Raw genomic sequence first — 20283 nt, forward strand, 5'->3', positions numbered from 1 at the left:
ATTCGTCACTTGCTTCTTATCGCCTCCACCGGATCAAGCCGCGAAGCCATAAAGGCCGGGATGATTCCGGAAATAAGGCCGATACTTGTCGACAGTATAAACATCAAAACAACCTTACCTGCATCAACCACAATAGCGAGATCTGATACCAGTTTCACGATAAAAGCGAGGCCGTAAACGATCATAAGCCCTATAGCTCCCCCCATCAGGCAAAGTAAAATAGCTTCAATCAGGAACTGTAAAAGGATAAAATAGTTCTTAGCTCCCAGAGATTTCTGAATACCGATAATGTTTGTGCGTTCCTTCACAGACACAAACATGATATTGGCAATTCCGAATCCCCCGACGAGAATAGAAAAAATACCGATAGCAAAGCCCGCTGTATTCAGAACCTTAAACATGTCGTCGAGTCCGGCGGTTAGGATAGTCGATTTGTTAAGAGCAAAATTATCTTCCTTGGTAGGACTCAGCCGCCGGATAGATCGCATCAGACCCCTCAGCTCACTTTCCACTTCATCCACAGGCATCCCCGGTTTTCCCTTTACAGATATTTGCGGATCATATTGTTCATCCTGAACATTGATAACGTTCCTGGCGAAGTTAAGGGGCAAAAGCACCGTCTTATCGGCAGAAGTGCCCAGCATATCCTCCCCTTCTTCTTTAAATACTCCAATAATGGTGACCCTTCTTCCCATCACTTTCACTACCTTTCCTACCGCATCCTGGTTGGGAAGTAAGCCGTCGGCTATAGAATGGCCCAAAACGGCAACCGCTGCACCGGTCCGGGATTCAGCATCAGAGAAATAACGTCCTGCTTCAAGCTCGAAGTTCCAGGTTTTATAATAATCATGCGTAACCGCAGAAACCTGTGCGCCTTCAACAGAATTGCTTTTGTAGGTAATCGTCCTGTTTCCTGCATACACAAAATAAGATACCGCTTCCGCACTGGTAGCCCTCTCCTGCACTTTCTGAAAATCGCGCAGGGTCGGAGTCGGACGGTTCATGTATTTCCACCACGCATAATCCCCGCCAAATTGCCAGGGCCACTTCTGGATATAAATGGTGTTGCTCCCCAGTTTATCAACACTGTTCTGAAGATTATTCCTCAGTGTATCCACAGCAGAAAAAACGCCGATAATGGTCATAATACCGATGGTAATCCCAATGAGTGACAGGAAGGTACGCAATTTATTCTGCCTTAGAGACGAGAAGGCAAAGTTAAAACTCTCACTTATAAGCCTGAGAACTATCATGCTTGTTAGATGATGAAAATGAAAAACTGTTACAAAAACGAAAATCAAAGTATAAACGCTTTCAAAGGAGGTTTTATCCCGGTCTTTAATCCACTGCAATTCCTGCGCAAATGAAAACAAACTCTGGTAATATAAGGTATTAGAATTAATTTTCACTAACTTTGCGCCCTAATTATTTTAAGATATATGAAATTATCCCAGTTCAAATTCAATTTACCAGATTCTCTAATTGCTCATAATCCTTCAGATCAGCGCGATGAAGCACGATTAATGGTACTTGACCGAAACACTGGAGCTATCGAACATAAAATATTCAAAGACGTCCTGGATTATTTTACCGAAGGCGATGTCATGATCCTCAACAATACCAAGGTGTTTCCGGCAAGAATGTATGGAAATAAGGAGAAAACCGGAGCAACGATAGAAGTATTCCTGTTACGCGAACTTAATAAAGAATTACGCTTGTGGGATGTTCTGGTTGACCCGGCAAGAAAGATCAGGGTTGGGAATAAACTCTATTTCGGGGATGACGACCTTCTGGTAGCTGAAGTAGTTGACAACACCACATCACGTGGCCGCACAATCCGCTTTCTCTTCGACGGAACGGACGAAGAGTTCAGAAGGAATATCGAAATCCTGGGAGAAACGCCTCTTCCAAAATACATTAAAAGAAAAGCGACGCCTGAAGATAAAGAAAGATACCAGACTATCTTCGCCAAACACGAAGGAGCTGTTGCAGCACCTACGGCAGGCCTGCATTTCAGCAGGGAACTAATGAAACGCCTCGAACTGAAAGGTGTCGACTTTGCAGAGATCACTTTACACGTAGGGCTTGGAACATTCCGCCCTGTGGAAGTAGAAGATCTCACCAAACACAAAATGGACTCTGAACAGTTCATCATTGAACAAAAAGCAGCAGACACTGTAAACAGGGGAATTGAAAATAAAAAAAGAATCTGTGCGGTGGGCACCACCTGTATGAGGGCAATTGAATCTTCTGTATCAGCAAGCAAAAGCCTGAAAGCTGTGAATGACTGGACAAGCAAATTTATCTTCCCTCCATACGAATTCAGCATTGCCAATACCATGATCACCAATTTTCATACACCGGAGTCAACCCTCCTGATGATGATCTGTGCTTTTGGCGGTTATGAACATGTAATGAATGCGTACGAAATAGCTGTAAAAGAAAAATACCGTTTCTACAGCTATGGCGACGCCATGCTCATCATCTAATCCAAGACAGGGATAATGAAGTTTTATGCCATTATAGTGGCAGGAGGCTCTGGGAACAGGATGAACTCACCTGTTCCCAAGCAATTTCTTTTGCTCAACGAAGAGCCTGTCTTGATGCACACACTCAAAGCCTTCCATTCTTCTGATATACATCCTGAAATTCTGCTGGTATTACATCCCGACTTTTTTACAACCTGGCATGAGCTATGCCGGCAATATGACTTTACTGTACCTCACAAGATCATTGCCGGAGGAAAAGAGAGGTTTAATTCCGTAAAAAATGCCCTTTCTTTCATTCATGAAGAAGCGATTATCGCTGTTCACGATGCTGTAAGACCGGTAGTCAGCAATGACCTGATCAACAGGTGCTTCCACGAAACCACCCTTAAAGGAGCGGTGATCCCTGTGATAGAGAGCCGGGATTCACTCAGGAAGAAAGAGGGTAAGCTTACCCGCTCAATCCCGCGGGAAGATATTCTGATCGTACAAACCCCGCAGGTTTTTAAGTCGTCCCTGCTGAAAGAAGCCTATCAACAGGAGTTTAGCAGCCATTTCACGGATGATGCTTCCGTTGTCGAAAAGAACGGAGCCTATGTTCATATTACCAGGGGGGATTCAAGGAACATCAAGATCACCTATCCGGAAGACATCCAGGTGGCTTCTTTTTTTATAACCATGCTTCAGCAAAAAGACCCGGTTAAATAACCAGGTCTTTCATTTAATAATTGAACACTCTTTTTTGAAGTTATGCTGCTCCCCTTATCACTCTAAGGAGTACCGCAACGATAGCGATCACCAATAAAATGTGTATAATTCCACCAGTAGCATATCCTCCCAGAAAGCTCACAGCCCAGATAATTACTAAAACGACTGCGATTAAATAAAGTAGATTTCCCATAATTTTATGTTTTTCGTTATAGACTTATTTTTATTATAAGAATATGAAAAACGGATAAATTGTTTACGGGATTTGAAAATTCTCTTGTGGGATAATTAATCTATACGAAAAAAGCCCTGTGGGAACAGGGCTCTAATATTCGTCTTCATTAAAGAAAAAATCATCTTTAGTCGGATAATCCGGCCAGATCTCTTCTATATTTTCATATGGTTCTCCGTCGTCTTCCAGCGCCTGTAAGTTCTCAATCACTTCAACTGGAGCCCCTGACCGGATCGCATAATCGATCAATTCATCCTTAGTGGCAGGCCATGGAGCGTCCTCCAGGTGCGATGCTAATTCTAACGTCCAATACATATTTCTTAGAATTTATGATTTTTAAATTTTCGCAAAAGTATAATAAAAATATTTAGCTTTTAAAATAATAATATCATTTTTTCGGCCTCACGGAAGCCATTTAACTTCACTGATACCGCTATCGAAACACAGTTTCCGTGCCAAGACGAACAAGTAGTCACTTAAACGGTTGAGAAACACTAAAATTACCCCCGGCACCACACTCTCCTCTGCCAAATGTACAGTAAAGCGTTCCGCCTTTCGGCAAACACACCTCGCAATATGACAAAAAGATACCATCGTCGAACCACCCGGCAGCACAAAATGGCGCAGTTCGGGGAGCACTTCATCCATCGCATCAATTTCCTTCTCCAGTACCGACACATCCTCCATCGAGATTTCCGGCAATTTCATCCTTGACTTGTCAGGATCGGAAGCCAGGATGGCTCCAATCACAAAAAGCTTTTCCTGGATCATCATCAGTATCTCCTTGTGATGATCAGAAATCTCCTGGTCTCTCACCAGCCCGATATAAGAGTTCAGTTCGTCTACAGTTCCGTACGACTCTATCCGCAGATCATACTTTGGCACCTTTGTCCCCCCAATCAGCGAGGTAAACCCCTTATCACCGGTTTTCGTGTAAATTTTCATTTATTATCCTTTAACGGCATGAACTGTCCGAAAACAGCTGATCCGCATTTTACAAAAAAAGAAAGATTCTGATCCTTTTGTGTAAATGTTGAAAAATAACAGAGTGTGGATAGTTCAGGATGTATGCCTCAGCTTATACTTTCGAAGTCATTTCCCGTCTCTCTCATCTCTTTCAATCTGGGTGATACAAGTTTAACATGCTCGTTTGGATAGTCATTTTCAATCAGTCCGTCACGCATTCTCACAATTCTGTGGGCGTGCTGAGCAATGTCCTCTTCATGGGTAACCAGTATAATGGTATTTCCTTTCGAATGGATTTCTTCCAGCAAACCCATAATCTCGACCGAAGTCTTCGTGTCAAGGTTACCGGTAGGTTCATCAGCGAGGATAATAGAAGGATTGTTGATCAGAGCCCTGGCTACAGCAACACGCTGCCGCTGCCCGCCCGATAATTCATTCGGTTTATGATCGACACGGTTTCCCAGACCGACATTTTCAAGTGCAATACGCGCGCGCTCCTCGCGCTGGGTCCGGCCAACTCCTGCATAAATCAAAGGAAGAGCGACGTTATCCAGAGAGCTGGATCGCGGCAAAAGATTAAACGTTTGAAATACAAAGCCTATTTCTTTATTCCTCACAACGGCAAGTTCATTATCACTCATCTCACTCACATGGATGCCATTCAGGATATATTCTCCCTTTGTAGGAGTATCAAGACAGCCTAAAATATTCATAAGAGTAGATTTCCCCGAGCCCGACGGCCCCATCAGGGCTACAAACTCCCCTTTCTGAATATTCAGTGTCACCGATTTAAGCGCATGAATTACCTCTGTTCCTATCACATATCTCCGGCCAACATCAGTAATCGTAATAAGTGGTTGTTCTTGCATGTATGTTAGATAAAATCCATAAGGCTATGTTACACTTCAATTAGACGATTTATCTATTACTTTAGCCACCTTAAAATAGGAATCGTCATGTACAGGCGCATTATATAATGCTTCCTCTCTTGTAATATCCATACGAACGGCATCTTCCCTGAACACATTTATTTCATCGTTCATATAAATAAGGGGCTCAACACCACTTGTATCCAGTTCGTTCAGCTTCTCCATAAAACTCAGGATATTGTTCATGTCCTGGAGAAGAGCCTTTTCCTCGCTTTCGTTTACATCCAGCCGTGCAAGATGCGCGATTTTTGCTATTGTATTCCTGTCAAGCTTCATTCTTTTTTAAACCTTCGCTGATTATATTAAATATCTGTGCACTTAAGGCGTCAGCATTGTCCAAGTTCAATCCTTTCGTCTCAACCACCGAATGTACGAAAATATGACAAATTCCCGGCTTACTGCCATATACAGATCCGTCATCCCACATTTTCCCCCATGCGTCAGTGATTGATACAGGTATGATTGGAACCTGATGCTCAATAGCCAGGCGAAAAGGGCCGTTTTTGAACTCACTTAACACAGGCGGATAATCATCCGGTATTTTCCCTTCGGGAAAGATTACCATGCTCATTCCCCTCCTCAGGTACTCATCTGCCCGCTTAAAAGCCCTGAACGCCGACATCCTGCTTTCCCGGTTTAAAGGAATGTCGATGGTTGTAAAAAATAACCGGGTCACCGGGTTCCCAAGCAGCTCATCCTTTCCCATAAAGGCGAAGTTATTCCGCGTCATCAGTGTGATAGCAGTAATATCCAGATTCGAGGTATGATTCGCGCAAATGATATACTTCCGCGACCAGTCTACCGGTTTGGCAAAAGAATACGAATAGAAAAAGCCTGCTCCTGCGGAAGTTAAAAATCCCAGTAAACGTCTGAATTTATTCAGCACCCCGAACCTTTCAGGCTTTCTGGAAAAATAGAACAGGAACGGGTAAAGAAGAAAGAAAAAAATCACGACGCTTCCCAGGTAAAGGTAACGGTGAGCGAGCTTTAAATATCTTTTCATTCAGGTCAAAAATATAAAAAATCCTTACTTTCGTCCAGTTATGGAAACAGTTGTAAGCGGTATTCGTAGTACCGGAAAACTACACTTAGGGAATTACTATGGAGCGATAACCAACTTCATAAAAATGCAGCATGAATATAATTGCTTCTTTTTCATTGCTGATTATCATTCGCTAACCACTCATCCCACCCCGGGCGACCTGCATGGCACAGTTAAGCATGTGCTGGTAGAATACCTGGCGGCAGGCATAGATCCCGAAAAAGCCACTATCTATCTTCAGTCAGACGTTCCGGAAATAACCGAACTGTATTTATTCTTAAATATGAACGCCTATCTCGGCGAGCTGGAAAGAAGTACATCCTTTAAAGACAAGGTACGGGCGCAGCCCGACAATGTCAATGCGGGACTTCTTACTTATCCCGTCCTGATGGCTGCCGATATTCTGATACACAAAGCCACAAAAGTACCGGTAGGAAAAGACCAGGAGCAGCATCTTGAAATGGCAAGAACTTTCGGCAACCGCTTTAACAGGTTATACAACAATGAGTTCTTCCCCGAACCCTACGCTTTTAGCTTCTCCGATAAATTAGTAAAAGTCCCCGGACTTGACGGAAAAGGGAAAATGGGAAAATCAGAAGGAGAATCCAACGCTGTTTACCTGTCGGATAGTCCCGAAGTCATCCGCAAAAAAGTAATGAGAGCTGTTACCGACAGCGGACCTACAGTAGAGAATCAGGCTAAGCCCGATGTGATTCAAAATCTTTTCGACCTCATCAAGATCGTATCTTCAGAAGATACTTATCAGCATTTCGACGAACAGTATAACAAATGTCAGATCCGTTATGGCGATCTGAAGAAACAACTGGCTGAAGACATTATTATTGCGACTTCCCCCGTCAGAGAACGTATAAATGACATTGCGGCAGACAGCGAATACCTGAGAAAAGTAGCTGAAATGGGTGCTGAAAAAGCCAGGGCAAGCGCTTCCGCGACGTTAAAAGCAGTAAGGGAAATAATAGGATTTAAGAAGTTTTAATCCACAGGTGCCCTGTACCGGGATAAGAAGAGTAATACTGAATCATATAAAACTATAAAAATGCATATTGCCGTTGTAGGAAACATTGGAGCCGGAAAAACAACCTTAACAGAGTTATTGTCCAAGCATTTGGGCTGGGAGCCCCATTTCGAAGCAGTAGACAATAACCCATATCTGGAAGACTTTTACAGCGACATGAAACGCTGGAGCTTCAACCTTCAGATATATTTTTTAAACAGCCGCTTCAACCAGATTAAAGAAATACAGAAGCAAGAGCAGAATATCATTCAGGACCGGACTATTTATGAGGATGCTTACATCTTTGCGGAAAATCTGCATGAAATGGGCCTGATGTCCACTCGTGATTATGAGAATTACCGGGCCATCTTCGACAATATGACCTCCTTCATAAAAGCTCCCGACCTTCTTATATATTTACGCGCTTCTGTCCCTACCCTGGTCAATAATATTCAGCGAAGGGGCAGAGACTATGAAGCAGGTATCAGGCTCGACTATTTGTCGAAACTCAATGATAAATACAAAAAATGGATCGACAATTATAAAGAAGGTAAACTGCTGATCCTGGATAAAGACAAACTTGACTTCGCGAACAACCCCGAAGACCTCGGATTTATCATTGACAGCATCGAACGCCAGCTATACGGGCTTTTCTAAGGAATAAGCCGCTCCTTCATCATATATTTTTCTTTTATGGAAACAACTAACCATGCAACTAACAGCACGCACAATACACAGCTCCGCATACTCGGAGTGATCCCTGCGCGCTTCGCTTCAAGCCGTTTCCCGGGCAAACCTCTGGTCGATATACACGGAAAAAGCATGATACAGCGCGTTTACGAACGTGCAAAAGAATCCACCAAGCTCGACGAACTTGTAGTAGCCACAGACGATGAGCGGATCCTCCTTCATGTAAATGACTTCGGCGGAAGAGCTATTCTGACGGCCGATACGCATCAAAGCGGAACCGACCGGTGCGCAGAAGCTGCGCACAAACTGCCGGGGTTCAATGTCATTATCAATATCCAGGGCGACGAACCCTATATCGACAGCCGGCAAATAGACTTACTTGCCAGCTGCTTTGCAGAACCGGAGACAGCTTTAGCCACGCTTGTAAAGAAGATCACAACAGGCAGCGAGCTTAGTAACCCGAATTCTCCGAAAGTCATTCTGAACCGAAATTCAGAGGCTATCTATTTCAGCAGAACTCCAATACCCTTTCTGAGAGGAATCCTTCAGGGGGAAGATCATGAAGAATGGCTGTCGCATCATACATTTTTTAAACATATCGGCATTTACGGATACCGGGCAGATACCCTCGAAGCTATTACCCACCTTCCGGTCTCCATCCTTGAAAAAGCAGAGTCACTGGAACAGCTGAGATGGATAGAAAATGGATATAAAATAAAGGTAGCAGTTACCGATATCGAGACCCAGGCCATCGACACCCCTGCTGATCTCCAGGCTATTTTAAAAAAACATAACCAATAGTTTAATAAGATTCAAAAACCACCTCTAATATTAACAACTAGAATAGAAAAAAAATTAGAAATACATAAAACAAACCTGGCTTTCCCGGTGTTGATAAGACACTAAAATCTATAAATATATGCCCGGAAAAAAAACTAGCCCAGGGGATCTTAACAACACTATTAATCTATTTCTCAAGGAACTGCCCGACCCAACTACATGTATGCAAACGGCATTCCGCAAAGAATTATCAGTTAACGACCGGAAGGTTATCCTGCTTGCGCAACAAATAAAAGGTGCCAACGGGATGGCCTGGAATGTAAATGTTACTTAGTGACAAAACATTTCCATACTTTAGCAAGAAGGGGTACGTCAAAAAAACGTACCCCTTCTTGTTGATACAGCCCCTCTGGCAACATTTCTCCCCTTCGCCTGTTAAATCAGGACATCCATCCTAATGATTCGGTTATGCATCGTTTAAATATTACGGCACTGGTGTTATTATTCACCACTTTCATTTATTCATGTAAGGTAAGCGGACCTGGAGGGATCTTTGGAAAAGCAAGCCCTCATGAAAAATACGGACAGCTCCTAACCACGACAGGACTGCAAACGACTGCTCTCGGCCGCGAGTGGCTTACAGCTGCAGATAATAGTCTCGCTAATCCCCTTCAGGTGAGTATCCCCTATAAAGAGCAGGGATATTTCCCTTCAGATAAAGCACGGGCCAGCGCCATCCGGTTTGAAGCCAAACAAGGTCAGAAACTCACCATATCATTCCAGAAGAAGCCAGCGGAAAACTTCAATATCTATATAGACCTTTGGGAAGAAAAAGAGAATAGCAGGAAACTGGTTGCCTATGCAGATACAGGCCAGACCGGTTTCAGCTATGAGATCGAAAAAGCCGGACACTATTTACTCCGGCTCCAGCCCGAACTGCTCGCTTCAGGAGAGTATACGCTGACCATTATAACAGGCCCGAGCCTGGCCTTCCCCGTGAAAAAAGGAAAAGCTCAAAGTTTTTGGGGGGCCGGCCGGGATGCTGGCGCCAGGCGCCATGAAGGAGTAGACATCTTCGCCCCTTTCAGAGCCCCTGCCCTCGCTGCTGCCAATGGAACTATCACCAGGGTAGGTCTTAATTCACTTGGCGGAAAGGTCATCTTCATGCGTCCTGACGGCAAAAATTATAACTTGTACTACGCCCATCTCGATGAGCAGCTGGCAACCGGCGGTCAAACCGTTTCAGCCGGTGATACAATCGGCCTGATCGGAACTACCGGAAATGCAAAAGGAGGAAGTCCTCATCTCCATTTCGGCATCTATGCCTCCGGAGGCGCGGTGGATCCGTTTCCTTTTATCGATCCTGCCACAAAAATACCTGAAGATGTGAAGATGCCCACGGCAAACATCGGACGGTCAATGAGGACAATGAACGTCAATACCAGCGTGTATCCGCAGCCAGGCACAGCATCTTCCTCCCTCACTAAGCTTCCGGCCGGATCGCTCGTAGAAGTCACAGCAGCAACCTCATCCTGGGCAAAAGTATTGCTTCCCGACGGAATGAAGGGCTTCATAAAGAGCGACCAGCTGAAACAGACAAGCAGTCCCCTAAAGCGGATCGTTCTTCCTGCTGACCGCCACCTCTTTGACAGGCCAGATTCGCTCGCAGCAAGGAAAAAGCAAATCACCCGGGGCGATAAAGCAGATGTACTGGGAAGGTTTCAGGGATTCTCTTTTGTAAGTACAGGGGAAGAAAGCGGCTGGATCAAGGATTGATATTAAAGGATAAAGCCGGATCTGCTGAAAGGGCTGCTAAAAGAAAAAGCCGCAATGATTGCGGCTTTACAGGTCTAATTTACGACTTTCAGCGCTGGACAAATTTATGAAATGTACTCTGCTCTCCGTCGGCTTTTTCATCCTGGAAGAGAAAGTCAAGTTTGTTCCTCTCAAAATTATCAAAAAAGTCGTCCCAGCTTATTTCCTCAAACTGATCATCTTTATCACTATGTTCAGGGAAATGAATTCTTAATACACCTTCGTCACTTTCGTCTCCGGTGTTCTTAATCTTTACAGGGACTCCTCCGCGTTCTTCTGCCCATTTTTTTATTGCAGCATGGTCGTGAGTTTGGTTCGATGAGCTCATAAGTTTGTTTTTCTGGTGAGATGTAAAATCCTGTCCCTGTTGAACAGGAGACAGGATTAAAAGTTTTAAAAAATGATTCAGGAAAATTAAAGGATGAGGATCAGAACAAGTATGATGATAATAATTGCCCCAACGGAAAGATAAACACCCCCTCCCGTCATCACACGGGCTTCAGCCTTCATTTCCTTTAGTTCTTTTTTCAGCGCTTTACGGTCTTCGCGGCTGAGGTGCGACTTGTCCATCGCTTTTATTTCCTCCACTCTCAGCTTAATTTCTTCAACCCTTTTGGCTTTTTGCTCTTCCGTTAGCGAGAGTTCCTTTTTAGCTTCGTTGTCTGTTTTATCATTCGCGTAAGCCGATGTTACCGGGCCACCCAGTAAAAGCGCCAATGACAGAGAAAGTGGATAAATTATTTTTTTCATAATTAAAACTTTTAATAGATTTTATTCAGATTCCTAACAATTTTTCAAACCGAAGTGTTTGAATAAGACAAGGATTTTAGTGGCTCATTTCCTGAGTTTTCCAGTCCTGCACTCCTGCACCAGCAAACTGTCGTCATAAAAGCCGGAGCGTATGGGCTCCGGTTATTCCTGATATCGGTTTGCCAGACGACTGTTTCCTACCTGCCCGCAGAACTAAATCCCTTTTCAGGCAGAATTCGTTGTACACGTTTCCGGTCAATTGCACGGCGAATGTACCATAAGTGCACCATGAGTCCACCATTTTGCGGAAAAAGGTGGACTCATGGTGTACTTATGGTACAATTACTGCGCATTCGGATGAACGAGTGAAGGGAGAGAATACAAGAAATTATAATCGTCTTCTTAGAACAGGTCAGGAGCCATCTATAGGCGGGGGAGGAAGCAGGCCAGCCCGGATGCCGCTGCTTGGAAAGCCGTAATATGGGAAGTTTTTCGGTAACCTGGTAGAGAACAGCATAAAAACATGCGCTGTCACTGTTAAATTCCATTGATTGCTTATTAGTTAAGATTATCTTTAAGGCATGAATAAAACGTTAATCCTGATAGAGTGCAAAGACGAGGTAGGCCTGGTGGCCCTGATATCCCGGGTTCTGGCCAACCACAACCTGAATATCACGGCAATGAGAGAGTTTGTGGATGAAACCGCCGACCGTTTCTTTGCCCGCATAGAGTGCTCAGGTAACGACTTTTCGGAAGAGGAGCTTTTTACGACACTTCAAAGCGGATTGCCGCAGCCCGCCGAAGTTACGATCAACCCTAACCCTGAGAAGCGGATCATGGTGCTTGTAACAAAAGAATATCATTGCCTTGCGGATATACTGGTGAGGGATCTGTTCAATACACTGGGTGGCAAGGTTTGCTGCGTAGCGGGAAACTACGACAGCCTCCGTCCTTTTACAGAAAAGTTTGACATCCCCTTTCATTATGTGACGCACGAAAATAAAACGAAGCAGGAGTTTGAAAAAGAGCTCCTCCAGATAGCCGGATCCTGCCAGCCTGACTATATTATACTTGCCAAATTTATGAGGATCCTGTCGCCGGAGTTTGTGGATCAGTACAAAGGCCGGATCATCAACATACATCATTCCTTTCTGCCTGCCTTTGTAGGCGCCAGCCCCTACAGGCAGGCTTTTGAGAGAGGGGTGAAACTGATTGGAGCTACAGCTCACTTCGTCACTTCTAATCTCGACGAAGGCCCCATCATTGTACAGCGAATAATACCTGTAAATCACACGTTTGGTGTATCCGAAATGGTAAAGGCAGGTAAGGAGATCGAAAAAGCGGTTCTGAGCCGTGCCATGCAGCTGGTATTTGAAGACCGCGTCTTTATTACAGGAAACAAAACGATCATTTTTGAGTGATGTAACAGTCTTTTCATCGTAAATTTTCAAAACTTTCTGTCAGCATAGATGCTTAATAAATTACATCTTAAAAACTATGATCAGTCAGGAAGAAAAAAAAATCGTGCCCGGGCACGAACACGGTGTTGATACGGATACAGAGTCATCCGTAACTTTTGAAAACGAGGAAGACGCAAAGAAACATTTCGGGGTAGCAAGAGAAAGGTTGCTGAATGTTTCGCAGTGGAGAGAGATCAGTAAGGCAGGGCCTTCAGATTTCCAGATCGTTGACAATGCAGGTAATGAGGTGACGCGGCCGGTGAGAGAAGGAGATTATTTTAAAATCGATATACCGGCGCCGGGATCGGACAGCGGGGATGGATATGACTGGGTACATATTGTTCAGATCCTGGAGGAAAAAACTCCTGAAAAAGGGTTTGAGTTGACTGCAATGAAAGTCAAGCCTTCTAAAAACCCGCTGAAAAAGAATGACAATACATCCCATTTTTTCGACGACAAGGCGAGCAGCACTTTTGTTGTAAAGCGTGAAGGGCTGAAAATTACAGCCGTGGTACACGGGCGGAACGAAAACCCAAACACGGAGACAGAGAACCTGGCAGACAAAATCAGGAACGCAGTTATAGCACTGGGGGCGATGCTGGGTTTCTCAAAAGCGCAGTGGAAAAGCCTGGTAGAAGGTATAGTCGAAAAATAAAGTACGGTTTGCCGGAATAAAAGCAGATATTGAGATTTTTGCTTAATCTTGCCGCTTTAATACGACTACATAATTTATGAAAGAAACGAGCCGGACACTCCTGCCCTCTTTGCTGGATAATGACTTTTATAAATTTACGATGCAGCATGGGGTGATCAAACTATTTCCCCATGCGAAAGCAAAGTATGAATTTATAAACAGGGGTAAACATCACTTTCCTGCCGGTTTTGCAGACGCACTTCGCGAGGCTGTGAACGGAATGGCCCAGCTCCGGCTGACTAAGGACGAAAAAGACTATCTCGCCGTTACCTGTCCATACCTGGATCCAACTTACCTCGATTTCCTTCAGGGCTACCGCTATAACCCTGAAGAGGTTTTGATTGAACAGCATGGAGATGACCTGTCTGTGCATATAGAAGGATACTGGTACCGGACCATTTTATGGGAGGTTCCCCTCATGTCCATGATCTGCGAGTTGTATTACGAGCTCAGCCATCTCCATCATATCAGCAATGATCAGATCTCCGCTGTAAATAAAGAGAAGATTGAGAAATACGCTGCGCTGGGAGTGACGATCGCCGAGTTCGGCACCCGGAGAAGACATTCTTACGGAGTACACAGCCTCGTTGTGCAGGCTCTCCGGCAATATGGAGGAGATACATTTGTAGGCACCAGCAACGTGCACCTGGCAATGAAGTATAATACAAGGCCTATTGGCACTCATGCTCATGAATGGTTTATGTTTCATGCGGCCAGATACGGTTTTAAAATGGCGAATTCGCTGGGACTTGAACACTGGACAAATGTATATCGCGGCGACCTGGGTATCGCCCTTGCCGACACCTATACCACCGAAATCTTTTTTGAGCAGTTTGATAAGAAATTCTCCAAGCTGTTTGACGGCGTGAGGCATGACAGCGGTGATCCGGTCGTTTTTGCCGAAAAGACAATCGAGCATTACCGGAAAATGGGAATAGATCCCCTGTCTAAAACGATCATCTTTTCGGACGCTCTTAACTATGAAAAGGTGGCAAGGATAACAGAGTATTGCAGGGACAAAATTGGAATGTCGTTTGGCATCGGCACGAATTTCACCAATGATGTTGGCCCGGAACCTTTAAATATCGTGATCAAGATGACGGAAACTTTACCGGAAAAAGGGCCGTGGATCCCCGTGGTGAAGCTTTCAGACGAGAAAGGAAAATATACAGGTACGGATAAAATGCTCCATCTTGCAAAAGAGATCCTTGAAATAGAATAACATTTCAGGAGTACGGACTGAATTGCTTAGGTTTGTCGTATATGTACCGGATAAACTAGTAATATGAACCGGATAGATCGCATTTCAGCCATTCTTATTCAGCTTCAGTCGAGGCGTGTTGTAAAAGCTATTGACATTGCCGAACGGTTTAACATCAGTCTCCGGACTGTTTACCGGGACGTTAAAGCCCTCGAAGAAGCAGGTATACCCATTATAGGGGAAGCCGGAGTGGGCTATTCCATTATGGATGGCTACAGGCTTCCACCCGTCATGTTCAACAGGGAAGAAGCAACAGCCCTGCTTATGGCAGAAAAGCTTGTAGAAAAACTAACGGATGCTTCAAACGGGTCGAATTACAAGTCGGCGATGTACAAGATCAGGGCAGTCCTCAAAAGTTCCGAGAAAGATTTCCTTGAACAGATCGAACGCCACATTGAGGTAGTCCAGACACGGCAACAGAGACAGCAGCAACAACCGGACCTCAACCTTCTGCAACCCATACTAAAGAGCATCAGTGAAAAGAAGAGGTTATCGATCAATTATTTTGCTCACTATAAGCAGGAATCAACACGGCGCAGCATCGAAGCTGTAGGGGTATTTTACCTGGACAATTACTGGCATCTTATCGCATTCTGCCATTTGCGGAAGGACTACCGGGATTTCCGGCTGGACCGGATACAGAACCTGGGCGTTACAGAAGATAAGTATACGCAGGAACATCCCACGCTCAAGGAATACATGGAGAGAGAGTATGAAAGCCGTAATCTTCAGTCTATTGTCATCAGGGTAAACCAAAAAGCGGCTCTTATGCTGAATGAGCAAAAGTATTATAACGGCTTTGTCTCTGAAGTTAAGAAGGATAATTATGTAGAAATGTCTTTCCTGACGATGTACACGGAAGGCTTTGCCAGGTGGTATATGATGTTTGCAGATTGTGCGGTAATTGTTGAGCCGGATTCGCTGAAAGAACGGATTTCAAAAATAATGGAGAAGATTTCTTCGCGGATCAGCAATCCTGAGACAGCGAATCTCTTTGATTAACAAATCTCTTATTTAACAACGGTTTCTTTTGACCTGACAATGGAGGTGCCGAAATAACCCGTCACATCCCCCGATTCAGGCGTCAGCTTTTTCAGGTTGCTCCTTGAATTGGTAAGCGGCGTTGCAAAAATCTGTGCGTTGTGAAGCTGCCCTTCCACATCTTTCCAGAAAAGCCAGGCATCTTCATTAAGAGACCAGATTTCCGCTCTTATGCGGTCGCCTTTAACGTATGGGCTATCAACATCCAGTTCCATGTTAAAAATATAGTAACTGTCGGCATGATCATCAGAAAAGAGATTAAGGTCGTTCGCTTTATTCTGGTATATACCGTTCTTGTATAGTTTGATCTGCACGCGGTCTCCTTTCCCTTCCAGTTCCTGGGCGCTGAGAAGCGGATAGAACCCGGGGTTAGGATAAACAAGGGATTTTTCCCTGTAATGGAAAGCAAGCGTATCGGGGATTAAGCCGATCCTCGGCATGAGCGAAACGGCTTCATACGTGCCGTCTTCTGTTTCAACCGATAATTTATAAGTCCTCCCTGTGGCTCCTTTTATTGTTTTGATCGCATATTTTCCCGGATCTGTTTCAGTCAGCACCTCGCGATGTCCGGCATCATCGCTCAGGACAAGCCGGGCGTTGCCTGCAGGCTGGTAGTCTTTTGATTGTGAAATCCCCCTTGTATAGTAAAGATTTACATATTGGGTTTCCCTCTTATTGGTTAGCCAGCCGTCTACCACCAGCACCGGATGTCCCTTTTTCAGTTTGATATCGACGACGTCCTCACAGGCGGTGATCAGACAGAAGCAGAGAAAAAGATATAAAAACTGATGCAGCTTCATATGTCAGAATTTAAAATTCCAGGTGACAGATGGAATAACCGTTCCGAACATGGCAAACCGAACGGCCTCGAAATCGGAAGGCTTGCTGTTGTTCTGCCGCAGATACACAGAAAAGGTATTCCTCCTGTTAAGGGCGTTAAATAACGATACGACCAGTTCGCTGGTATACCGGCCTCCGGGTCTGACCTTTCCCTTAAATGTTGCAGAAAGATCCAGCCGGTGATAATCGGGGATCCGGAAGTTATTCCTTGTCCCGCCCGAATTATATTGTATAGGATAACCATCTATCTGGAACCTGTCGCCCGGGAGCGTAACGGGCGTTCCGGATGCGTAGTTGTATGTACCGGAGATTGAAATCCTTGGTCTCAGCTGATAAACGCCGACCAGCGACAGGCAGTGAGTCTTATCATATTTGGCCGGGAAATAGCTATTGTTGTTGATCCCGTCAAACCGTCTCTCGGAGCGGCTCAGGGTATAACTGAGCCAGCCGTTCAGGCGGCCTGCATATTTCTTAAAATAAAATTCGGCTCCATAAGCCCGCCCTTTACCGTAGAGCATTTCTGCCAGTTGGTTTTCATTCATAACAGTTTCGGCACCGTCTATAAAGTCGATCTGGTTAAATAGTTGCCTGTAGTAGGTCTGTAAAGACACTTCGTAATTATTATCATGCAGGTTGCGGAAGTAGCCTAGCGAGAACTGATTCGCCGTTTCGGGTTTAATATTATACGAACTCGGGATCCAGAAATCGAGGGGACTGGTAGATATGGTATTGGAAATGAGGTGAAGATTCTGCGTAGTCCTGGAAAAGGACGCTTTGAAAGCAGCTTGCCGTCCTGCATATAATTTAACAGATACACGCGGCTGGAAATTATGATAAGACCTGATGCTCTCTCCTTTTCTATACACGGTGGCATTGACTGCTTCTTTTCTTAAACCATCAGGACCCTGGTAGTCGAATACCACCGTTTCCTCGTCTGCCAGGCTCTGAAAAAGAGAATATCTGATGCCATATTCAACAGCAAACGCTTCCGAAAAATTCAGCTCATGGTCCCAGTAAAAAGCATTGTCCCGAGCTTTCTGACCCGGCATTTTTACAGGCTGATAGAGAGATTCGGGACCGGCGGGTTCTGCGCGCCCCGGAATAAATTTATGAATGGTGCTTTCGAGGCCGAAATAGATAGTATTGCGGGTATCCGGATACCAGCTGAACCCGTTTTTCAGGGTGTAATCATTAATCCCTGCATACCATAAATAACTGCTTGTAGGGTTATTTTGCGAGCCCAGACGGTATTTGTAGTCGGAATAGATCAGGCTGGTGTTAAGGAAGAGCTTGGGATTGAAGACATGGTTCCAGCGTAAAGTCCCGGTACCGTTCCCCCATTGAAGAAGGAAGATCTCATCGGCGTCGATCTTGTCTTTGCCGAAGTATCCTGAAAGAAAAACACGGTCTTTCGGCGACAAAGTGACATTTACCTTAGCGCTCAGATCATAGAAGTAAACAGAATTATTGCGGATATCGGGATCAGACATCTGACGGGTGATCAAATCCGTATAAGAACGCCGGGCGCTTACGATCACCGAACTCTTGTCTTTTACCAGGGGGCCTTCTGCCGTGATACGGCTGGCAATGATTCCGAGGCCGCCGGTAAACACCCATTCTTTGTTGTTTCCGTCCTTAAGCCGAGTATCAAGAACCGAAGACAGCCTGCCGCCATACCGCGCCGGCATCTCGGTTTTATAAAGATTGGCATCTTTTACTGCATCAGGATTGGCAACCGAAAAAAGATTGAAAAGATGCGAGGTAAAATAAAGCGGGGCTTCATCCTGCAATACCAGGTTCTGGTCGACGCCTCCCCCTCTTACATTGAATCCTGAGGCGCCGTCGCCGAGCGAACTTACTCCCGGCAGCAGCTGAAAAGACCTGATCAGGTCTGCTTCTCCCAGTAAAGGAGGCAGCAGCCTTACCGAATTTATGGAAAGCGGAGAAATACTGACCGGCCTGTTTGTGTTTTGGCCCCCGGAAGGCGGGTTCACTACCACTTCGTTCATCAGATTTATACTGGGGGCAAGTCCTATCGTTACCAATGTGTCGGCTGCCAGACGGAGATGTTTATCTGCCGTTTGATACCCAAGATAAGAATAATGTAGATAATATTCGCCGGGTGGCAGGGTAACCGAGTAAAATCCGTAGTCATTTGACAAAACATGCCTGGACGATCCATCCACAGCAATTAAAGCCCCTGCGAGGTTCTCACCGGTTGAAGCATCGCGGAGATACCCGCTCAAAGTAACGCGCTTCTGCCCTTTTGAGTCTAAAGCAGTAAAGATTGCTGTTACCATAAAAATAAACAGGGCGCACGTCAAGCGGTTCATCTGGCCATTCTTGCAGAATATATCAGGATTCGAATCTTATCACCAGATTTTCAGCCGGTCACGGAAAGAAAATATAGTGACACTGTAATTATAAAAAAAAATGTTTAGAATGTAACTTTGTACAAAGATTTATCGTCTTATATATAATTAGAAGCAAGACAATGAAGAAGTCTCTGTTATACATTTTTCTGATCGCCTTTGCCACTGTTGCAAAAGCCCAGGATGCTGGATTGGCTCCGGATCAGAACCCAAGATATAAAGAAAGTCAGCAACGGTACATGAACACAGCCGATTCGCTTACAACCACGTTAAGTACAACTGTTCAGCAAACCTATAAAGCTTACGACTGGTACGAAGCACGCATGGAACGCCGTCAGCAGAGACGGGAATGGCGGCACCAGGAGAATCTTTACAATGGCTACTACAATAATTATTACGGGCAGTCGTCCTATTACAATCCATACACATGGAGAAATAATTTATGGTGGGCGCCTTCTGTAAATTTCCGCTGGGGCCATAGCAGATGGTACTGGTAATTACCCTTTATACACGCTTTTTTATCAAATATTTATATGAACTTTATAAAAACGTTTGGTGCCGGCTGCCTTATAGCTGGTGCTCTTTCTATTGCGTCGTGCTCCAGAACAGTAACCCGAATCGACAATAATCAGCAGATTGATATCAGCGGAGGCTGGAACAATACAGATTCACGGCTCGTAGCAGAGGAAATGACCTCTACCATCCTGAGCGCTGACTGGTTAAGCAATCACCTGCAGGAGAAAGCAGGCAAGAAACCAACTGTGATAGTGGGTATGGTGCAAAACAAAACTCACGAGCATATTGATGCAGAAACCTTTACAAAGGACGTAGAGAGGGCATTTATCAACACGCAGAAAGTACGCCTTGTCCAGGGAGGCAAAAAACGCGAGGAACTGAGAGGTGAAAAAGCTGATCAGCAGACAAATGCGTCCGTATCTACGATGAAGAAATTCGGGCTTGAAAACGGTGCGGATTATATCCTTCAGGGATCGTTGAACTCGATCGTTGACGCTCATAAAAAACAAAAGGTGGTTGCCTACCAGGTTAATCTTGAACTGACGAACATCGAAACCAACGAAGTTGTGTGGATCGGCGAAAAGAAAATCACCAAATACGTTAAGAATTAATTTTATACATACCGTAAGACTGCTTCACCGCGTCTTACGGTAGAACCAGGCACTATGTCCCAGTATCCGGCAAAA

General features: G+C 44.8%; 24 protein-coding genes. 13 read left to right on the forward strand and 11 right to left on the reverse strand.

The window, feature by feature from the left end; translation table 11 throughout:
* Window positions 1–5 precede the first annotated feature (5 nt).
* Entirely contained in the window at window positions 6–1253 is a 1248-nt protein-coding gene (locus DDR33_RS05005; RefSeq protein WP_109414834.1) for an ABC transporter permease, read from the reverse strand.
* 186 nt (window positions 1254–1439) lie between these two features.
* On the opposite strand from DDR33_RS05005, the gene queA reads away from it, so the two are divergent.
* Together queA and DDR33_RS05015 are read left to right on the forward strand one after the other, a co-directional pair.
* The gene (gene queA, locus DDR33_RS05010; RefSeq protein WP_109414673.1) at window positions 1440–2489 is read left to right on the forward strand and encodes a tRNA preQ1(34) S-adenosylmethionine ribosyltransferase-isomerase QueA; all 1050 of its coding nucleotides are present in this window, start codon (window positions 1440–1442) and stop codon (window positions 2487–2489) included.
* A gap of 15 nt (window positions 2490–2504) precedes the next feature.
* Window positions 2505–3194, forward strand: coding sequence for a 2-C-methyl-D-erythritol 4-phosphate cytidylyltransferase (locus DDR33_RS05015; RefSeq protein WP_109414674.1), 690 nt, complete (start codon window positions 2505–2507; stop codon window positions 3192–3194).
* A gap of 40 nt (window positions 3195–3234) precedes the next feature.
* Here DDR33_RS05015 and DDR33_RS05020 read toward each other — a convergent pair whose 3' ends face one another.
* The 6 genes from DDR33_RS05020 to DDR33_RS05045 all read right to left on the reverse strand — a co-directional run bounded on the left by DDR33_RS05020 (window position 3235) and on the right by DDR33_RS05045 (window position 6324).
* A complete protein-coding gene (locus tag DDR33_RS05020) occupies window positions 3235–3387 on the reverse strand; it encodes a lmo0937 family membrane protein (protein WP_109414675.1) in 153 nt (50 codons plus the stop codon).
* A gap of 132 nt (window positions 3388–3519) precedes the next feature.
* On the reverse strand, window positions 3520–3741 hold the full coding sequence (locus tag DDR33_RS05025; protein WP_002996718.1) for a DUF2795 domain-containing protein: 222 nt from the start codon (window positions 3739–3741) through the stop codon (window positions 3520–3522).
* Between the two features lie 87 nt (window positions 3742–3828).
* Entirely contained in the window at window positions 3829–4371 is a 543-nt protein-coding gene (locus DDR33_RS05030; RefSeq protein WP_109414676.1) for a cob(I)yrinic acid a,c-diamide adenosyltransferase, read from the reverse strand.
* 128 nt (window positions 4372–4499) lie between these two features.
* Window positions 4500–5261 carry an ABC transporter ATP-binding protein gene (locus DDR33_RS05035; protein WP_109414677.1) on the reverse strand — a complete coding sequence of 254 codons (762 nt, stop codon included), beginning with the start codon at window positions 5259–5261 and terminating at the stop codon, window positions 4500–4502.
* Window positions 5262–5297: 36 nt separating this feature from the next.
* The gene (gatC, locus tag DDR33_RS05040; RefSeq protein WP_109414678.1) at window positions 5298–5597 is read right to left on the reverse strand and encodes an Asp-tRNA(Asn)/Glu-tRNA(Gln) amidotransferase subunit GatC; all 300 of its coding nucleotides are present in this window, start codon (window positions 5595–5597) and stop codon (window positions 5298–5300) included.
* The gene (locus DDR33_RS05045) at window positions 5587–6324 is read right to left on the reverse strand and encodes a lysophospholipid acyltransferase family protein (protein ID WP_109414679.1); all 738 of its coding nucleotides are present in this window, start codon (window positions 6322–6324) and stop codon (window positions 5587–5589) included. Before DDR33_RS05045 ends, gatC begins: the two co-directional genes overlap by 11 nt.
* 40 nt (window positions 6325–6364) lie before the next feature.
* Between DDR33_RS05045 and trpS the strand changes: the two genes are divergently transcribed.
* The 5 genes from trpS (at window position 6365) to DDR33_RS05065 (ending at window position 10624) form a co-directional block, all read left to right on the forward strand.
* On the forward strand, window positions 6365–7360 hold the full coding sequence (gene trpS / locus DDR33_RS05050) for a tryptophan--tRNA ligase (protein WP_109414680.1): 996 nt from the start codon (window positions 6365–6367) through the stop codon (window positions 7358–7360).
* A 60-nt stretch (window positions 7361–7420) separates the two neighbouring features.
* The gene (locus DDR33_RS05055; RefSeq protein WP_109414681.1) at window positions 7421–8035 is read left to right on the forward strand and encodes a deoxynucleoside kinase; all 615 of its coding nucleotides are present in this window, start codon (window positions 7421–7423) and stop codon (window positions 8033–8035) included.
* Window positions 8036–8071: 36 nt separating this feature from the next.
* Window positions 8072–8869 carry a 3-deoxy-manno-octulosonate cytidylyltransferase gene (gene kdsB, locus DDR33_RS05060; RefSeq protein WP_109414682.1) on the forward strand — a complete coding sequence of 266 codons (798 nt, stop codon included), beginning with the start codon at window positions 8072–8074 and terminating at the stop codon, window positions 8867–8869.
* Window positions 8870–8987: 118 nt separating this feature from the next.
* Window positions 8988–9182, forward strand: coding sequence for a hypothetical protein (locus DDR33_RS25535; protein ID WP_146198700.1), 195 nt, complete (start codon window positions 8988–8990; stop codon window positions 9180–9182).
* A 134-nt stretch (window positions 9183–9316) separates the two neighbouring features.
* Window positions 9317–10624 (forward strand): M23 family metallopeptidase, encoded by a 1308-nt coding sequence (locus tag DDR33_RS05065; RefSeq protein ID WP_109414683.1) that lies wholly within the window; start codon window positions 9317–9319, stop codon window positions 10622–10624.
* Window positions 10625–10712: 88 nt separating this feature from the next.
* Here DDR33_RS05065 and DDR33_RS05070 read toward each other — a convergent pair whose 3' ends face one another.
* Window positions 10713–10991, reverse strand: coding sequence for a hypothetical protein (locus tag DDR33_RS05070; RefSeq protein ID WP_109414684.1), 279 nt, complete (start codon window positions 10989–10991; stop codon window positions 10713–10715).
* Window positions 10992–11077: 86 nt separating this feature from the next.
* Complete coding sequence (locus tag DDR33_RS05075) at window positions 11078–11413, reverse strand: hypothetical protein (protein ID WP_109414685.1); 336 nt, start codon at window positions 11411–11413, stop codon at window positions 11078–11080.
* A gap of 581 nt (window positions 11414–11994) precedes the next feature.
* On the opposite strand from DDR33_RS05075, the gene purU reads away from it, so the two are divergent.
* From purU to DDR33_RS05095, 4 genes are all read left to right on the forward strand, one after another.
* Window positions 11995–12834, forward strand: a complete 840-nt coding sequence (gene purU, locus DDR33_RS05080) for a formyltetrahydrofolate deformylase (protein WP_109414686.1) — start codon at window positions 11995–11997, stop codon at window positions 12832–12834.
* Between the two features lie 76 nt (window positions 12835–12910).
* Window positions 12911–13528: a hypothetical protein gene (locus DDR33_RS05085; RefSeq protein WP_109414687.1), complete on the forward strand. Its 618-nt coding sequence runs from the start codon at window positions 12911–12913 to the stop codon at window positions 13526–13528.
* A 76-nt stretch (window positions 13529–13604) separates the two neighbouring features.
* On the forward strand, window positions 13605–14789 hold the full coding sequence (pncB, locus tag DDR33_RS05090; protein WP_109414688.1) for a nicotinate phosphoribosyltransferase: 1185 nt from the start codon (window positions 13605–13607) through the stop codon (window positions 14787–14789).
* 63 nt (window positions 14790–14852) lie between these two features.
* The gene (locus DDR33_RS05095) at window positions 14853–15830 is read left to right on the forward strand and encodes a helix-turn-helix transcriptional regulator (protein WP_109414689.1); all 978 of its coding nucleotides are present in this window, start codon (window positions 14853–14855) and stop codon (window positions 15828–15830) included.
* A gap of 8 nt (window positions 15831–15838) precedes the next feature.
* On the opposite strand, the gene DDR33_RS05100 is transcribed toward DDR33_RS05095, so the two are convergent.
* Together DDR33_RS05100 and DDR33_RS05105 are read right to left on the reverse strand one after the other, a co-directional pair.
* Complete coding sequence (locus DDR33_RS05100) at window positions 15839–16669, reverse strand: DUF4249 domain-containing protein (protein WP_109414690.1); 831 nt, start codon at window positions 16667–16669, stop codon at window positions 15839–15841.
* Between the two features lie 3 nt (window positions 16670–16672).
* Window positions 16673–19009, reverse strand: a complete 2337-nt coding sequence (locus tag DDR33_RS05105; protein WP_158280636.1) for a TonB-dependent receptor — start codon at window positions 19007–19009, stop codon at window positions 16673–16675.
* A 194-nt stretch (window positions 19010–19203) separates the two neighbouring features.
* Between DDR33_RS05105 and DDR33_RS05110 the strand changes: the two genes are divergently transcribed.
* Both DDR33_RS05110 and DDR33_RS05115 read left to right on the forward strand, forming a co-directional pair.
* A complete protein-coding gene (locus tag DDR33_RS05110; protein ID WP_109414692.1) occupies window positions 19204–19578 on the forward strand; it encodes a hypothetical protein in 375 nt (124 codons plus the stop codon).
* A 36-nt stretch (window positions 19579–19614) separates the two neighbouring features.
* Window positions 19615–20208 carry a penicillin-binding protein activator LpoB gene (locus DDR33_RS05115; protein WP_109414693.1) on the forward strand — a complete coding sequence of 198 codons (594 nt, stop codon included), beginning with the start codon at window positions 19615–19617 and terminating at the stop codon, window positions 20206–20208.
* Window positions 20209–20283 lie beyond the last annotated feature (75 nt).

It is taken from the genome of Pararcticibacter amylolyticus (genome assembly GCF_003130405.1).
GTDB classification, from domain to species: domain Bacteria; phylum Bacteroidota; class Bacteroidia; order Sphingobacteriales; family Sphingobacteriaceae; genus Arcticibacter; species Arcticibacter amylolyticus.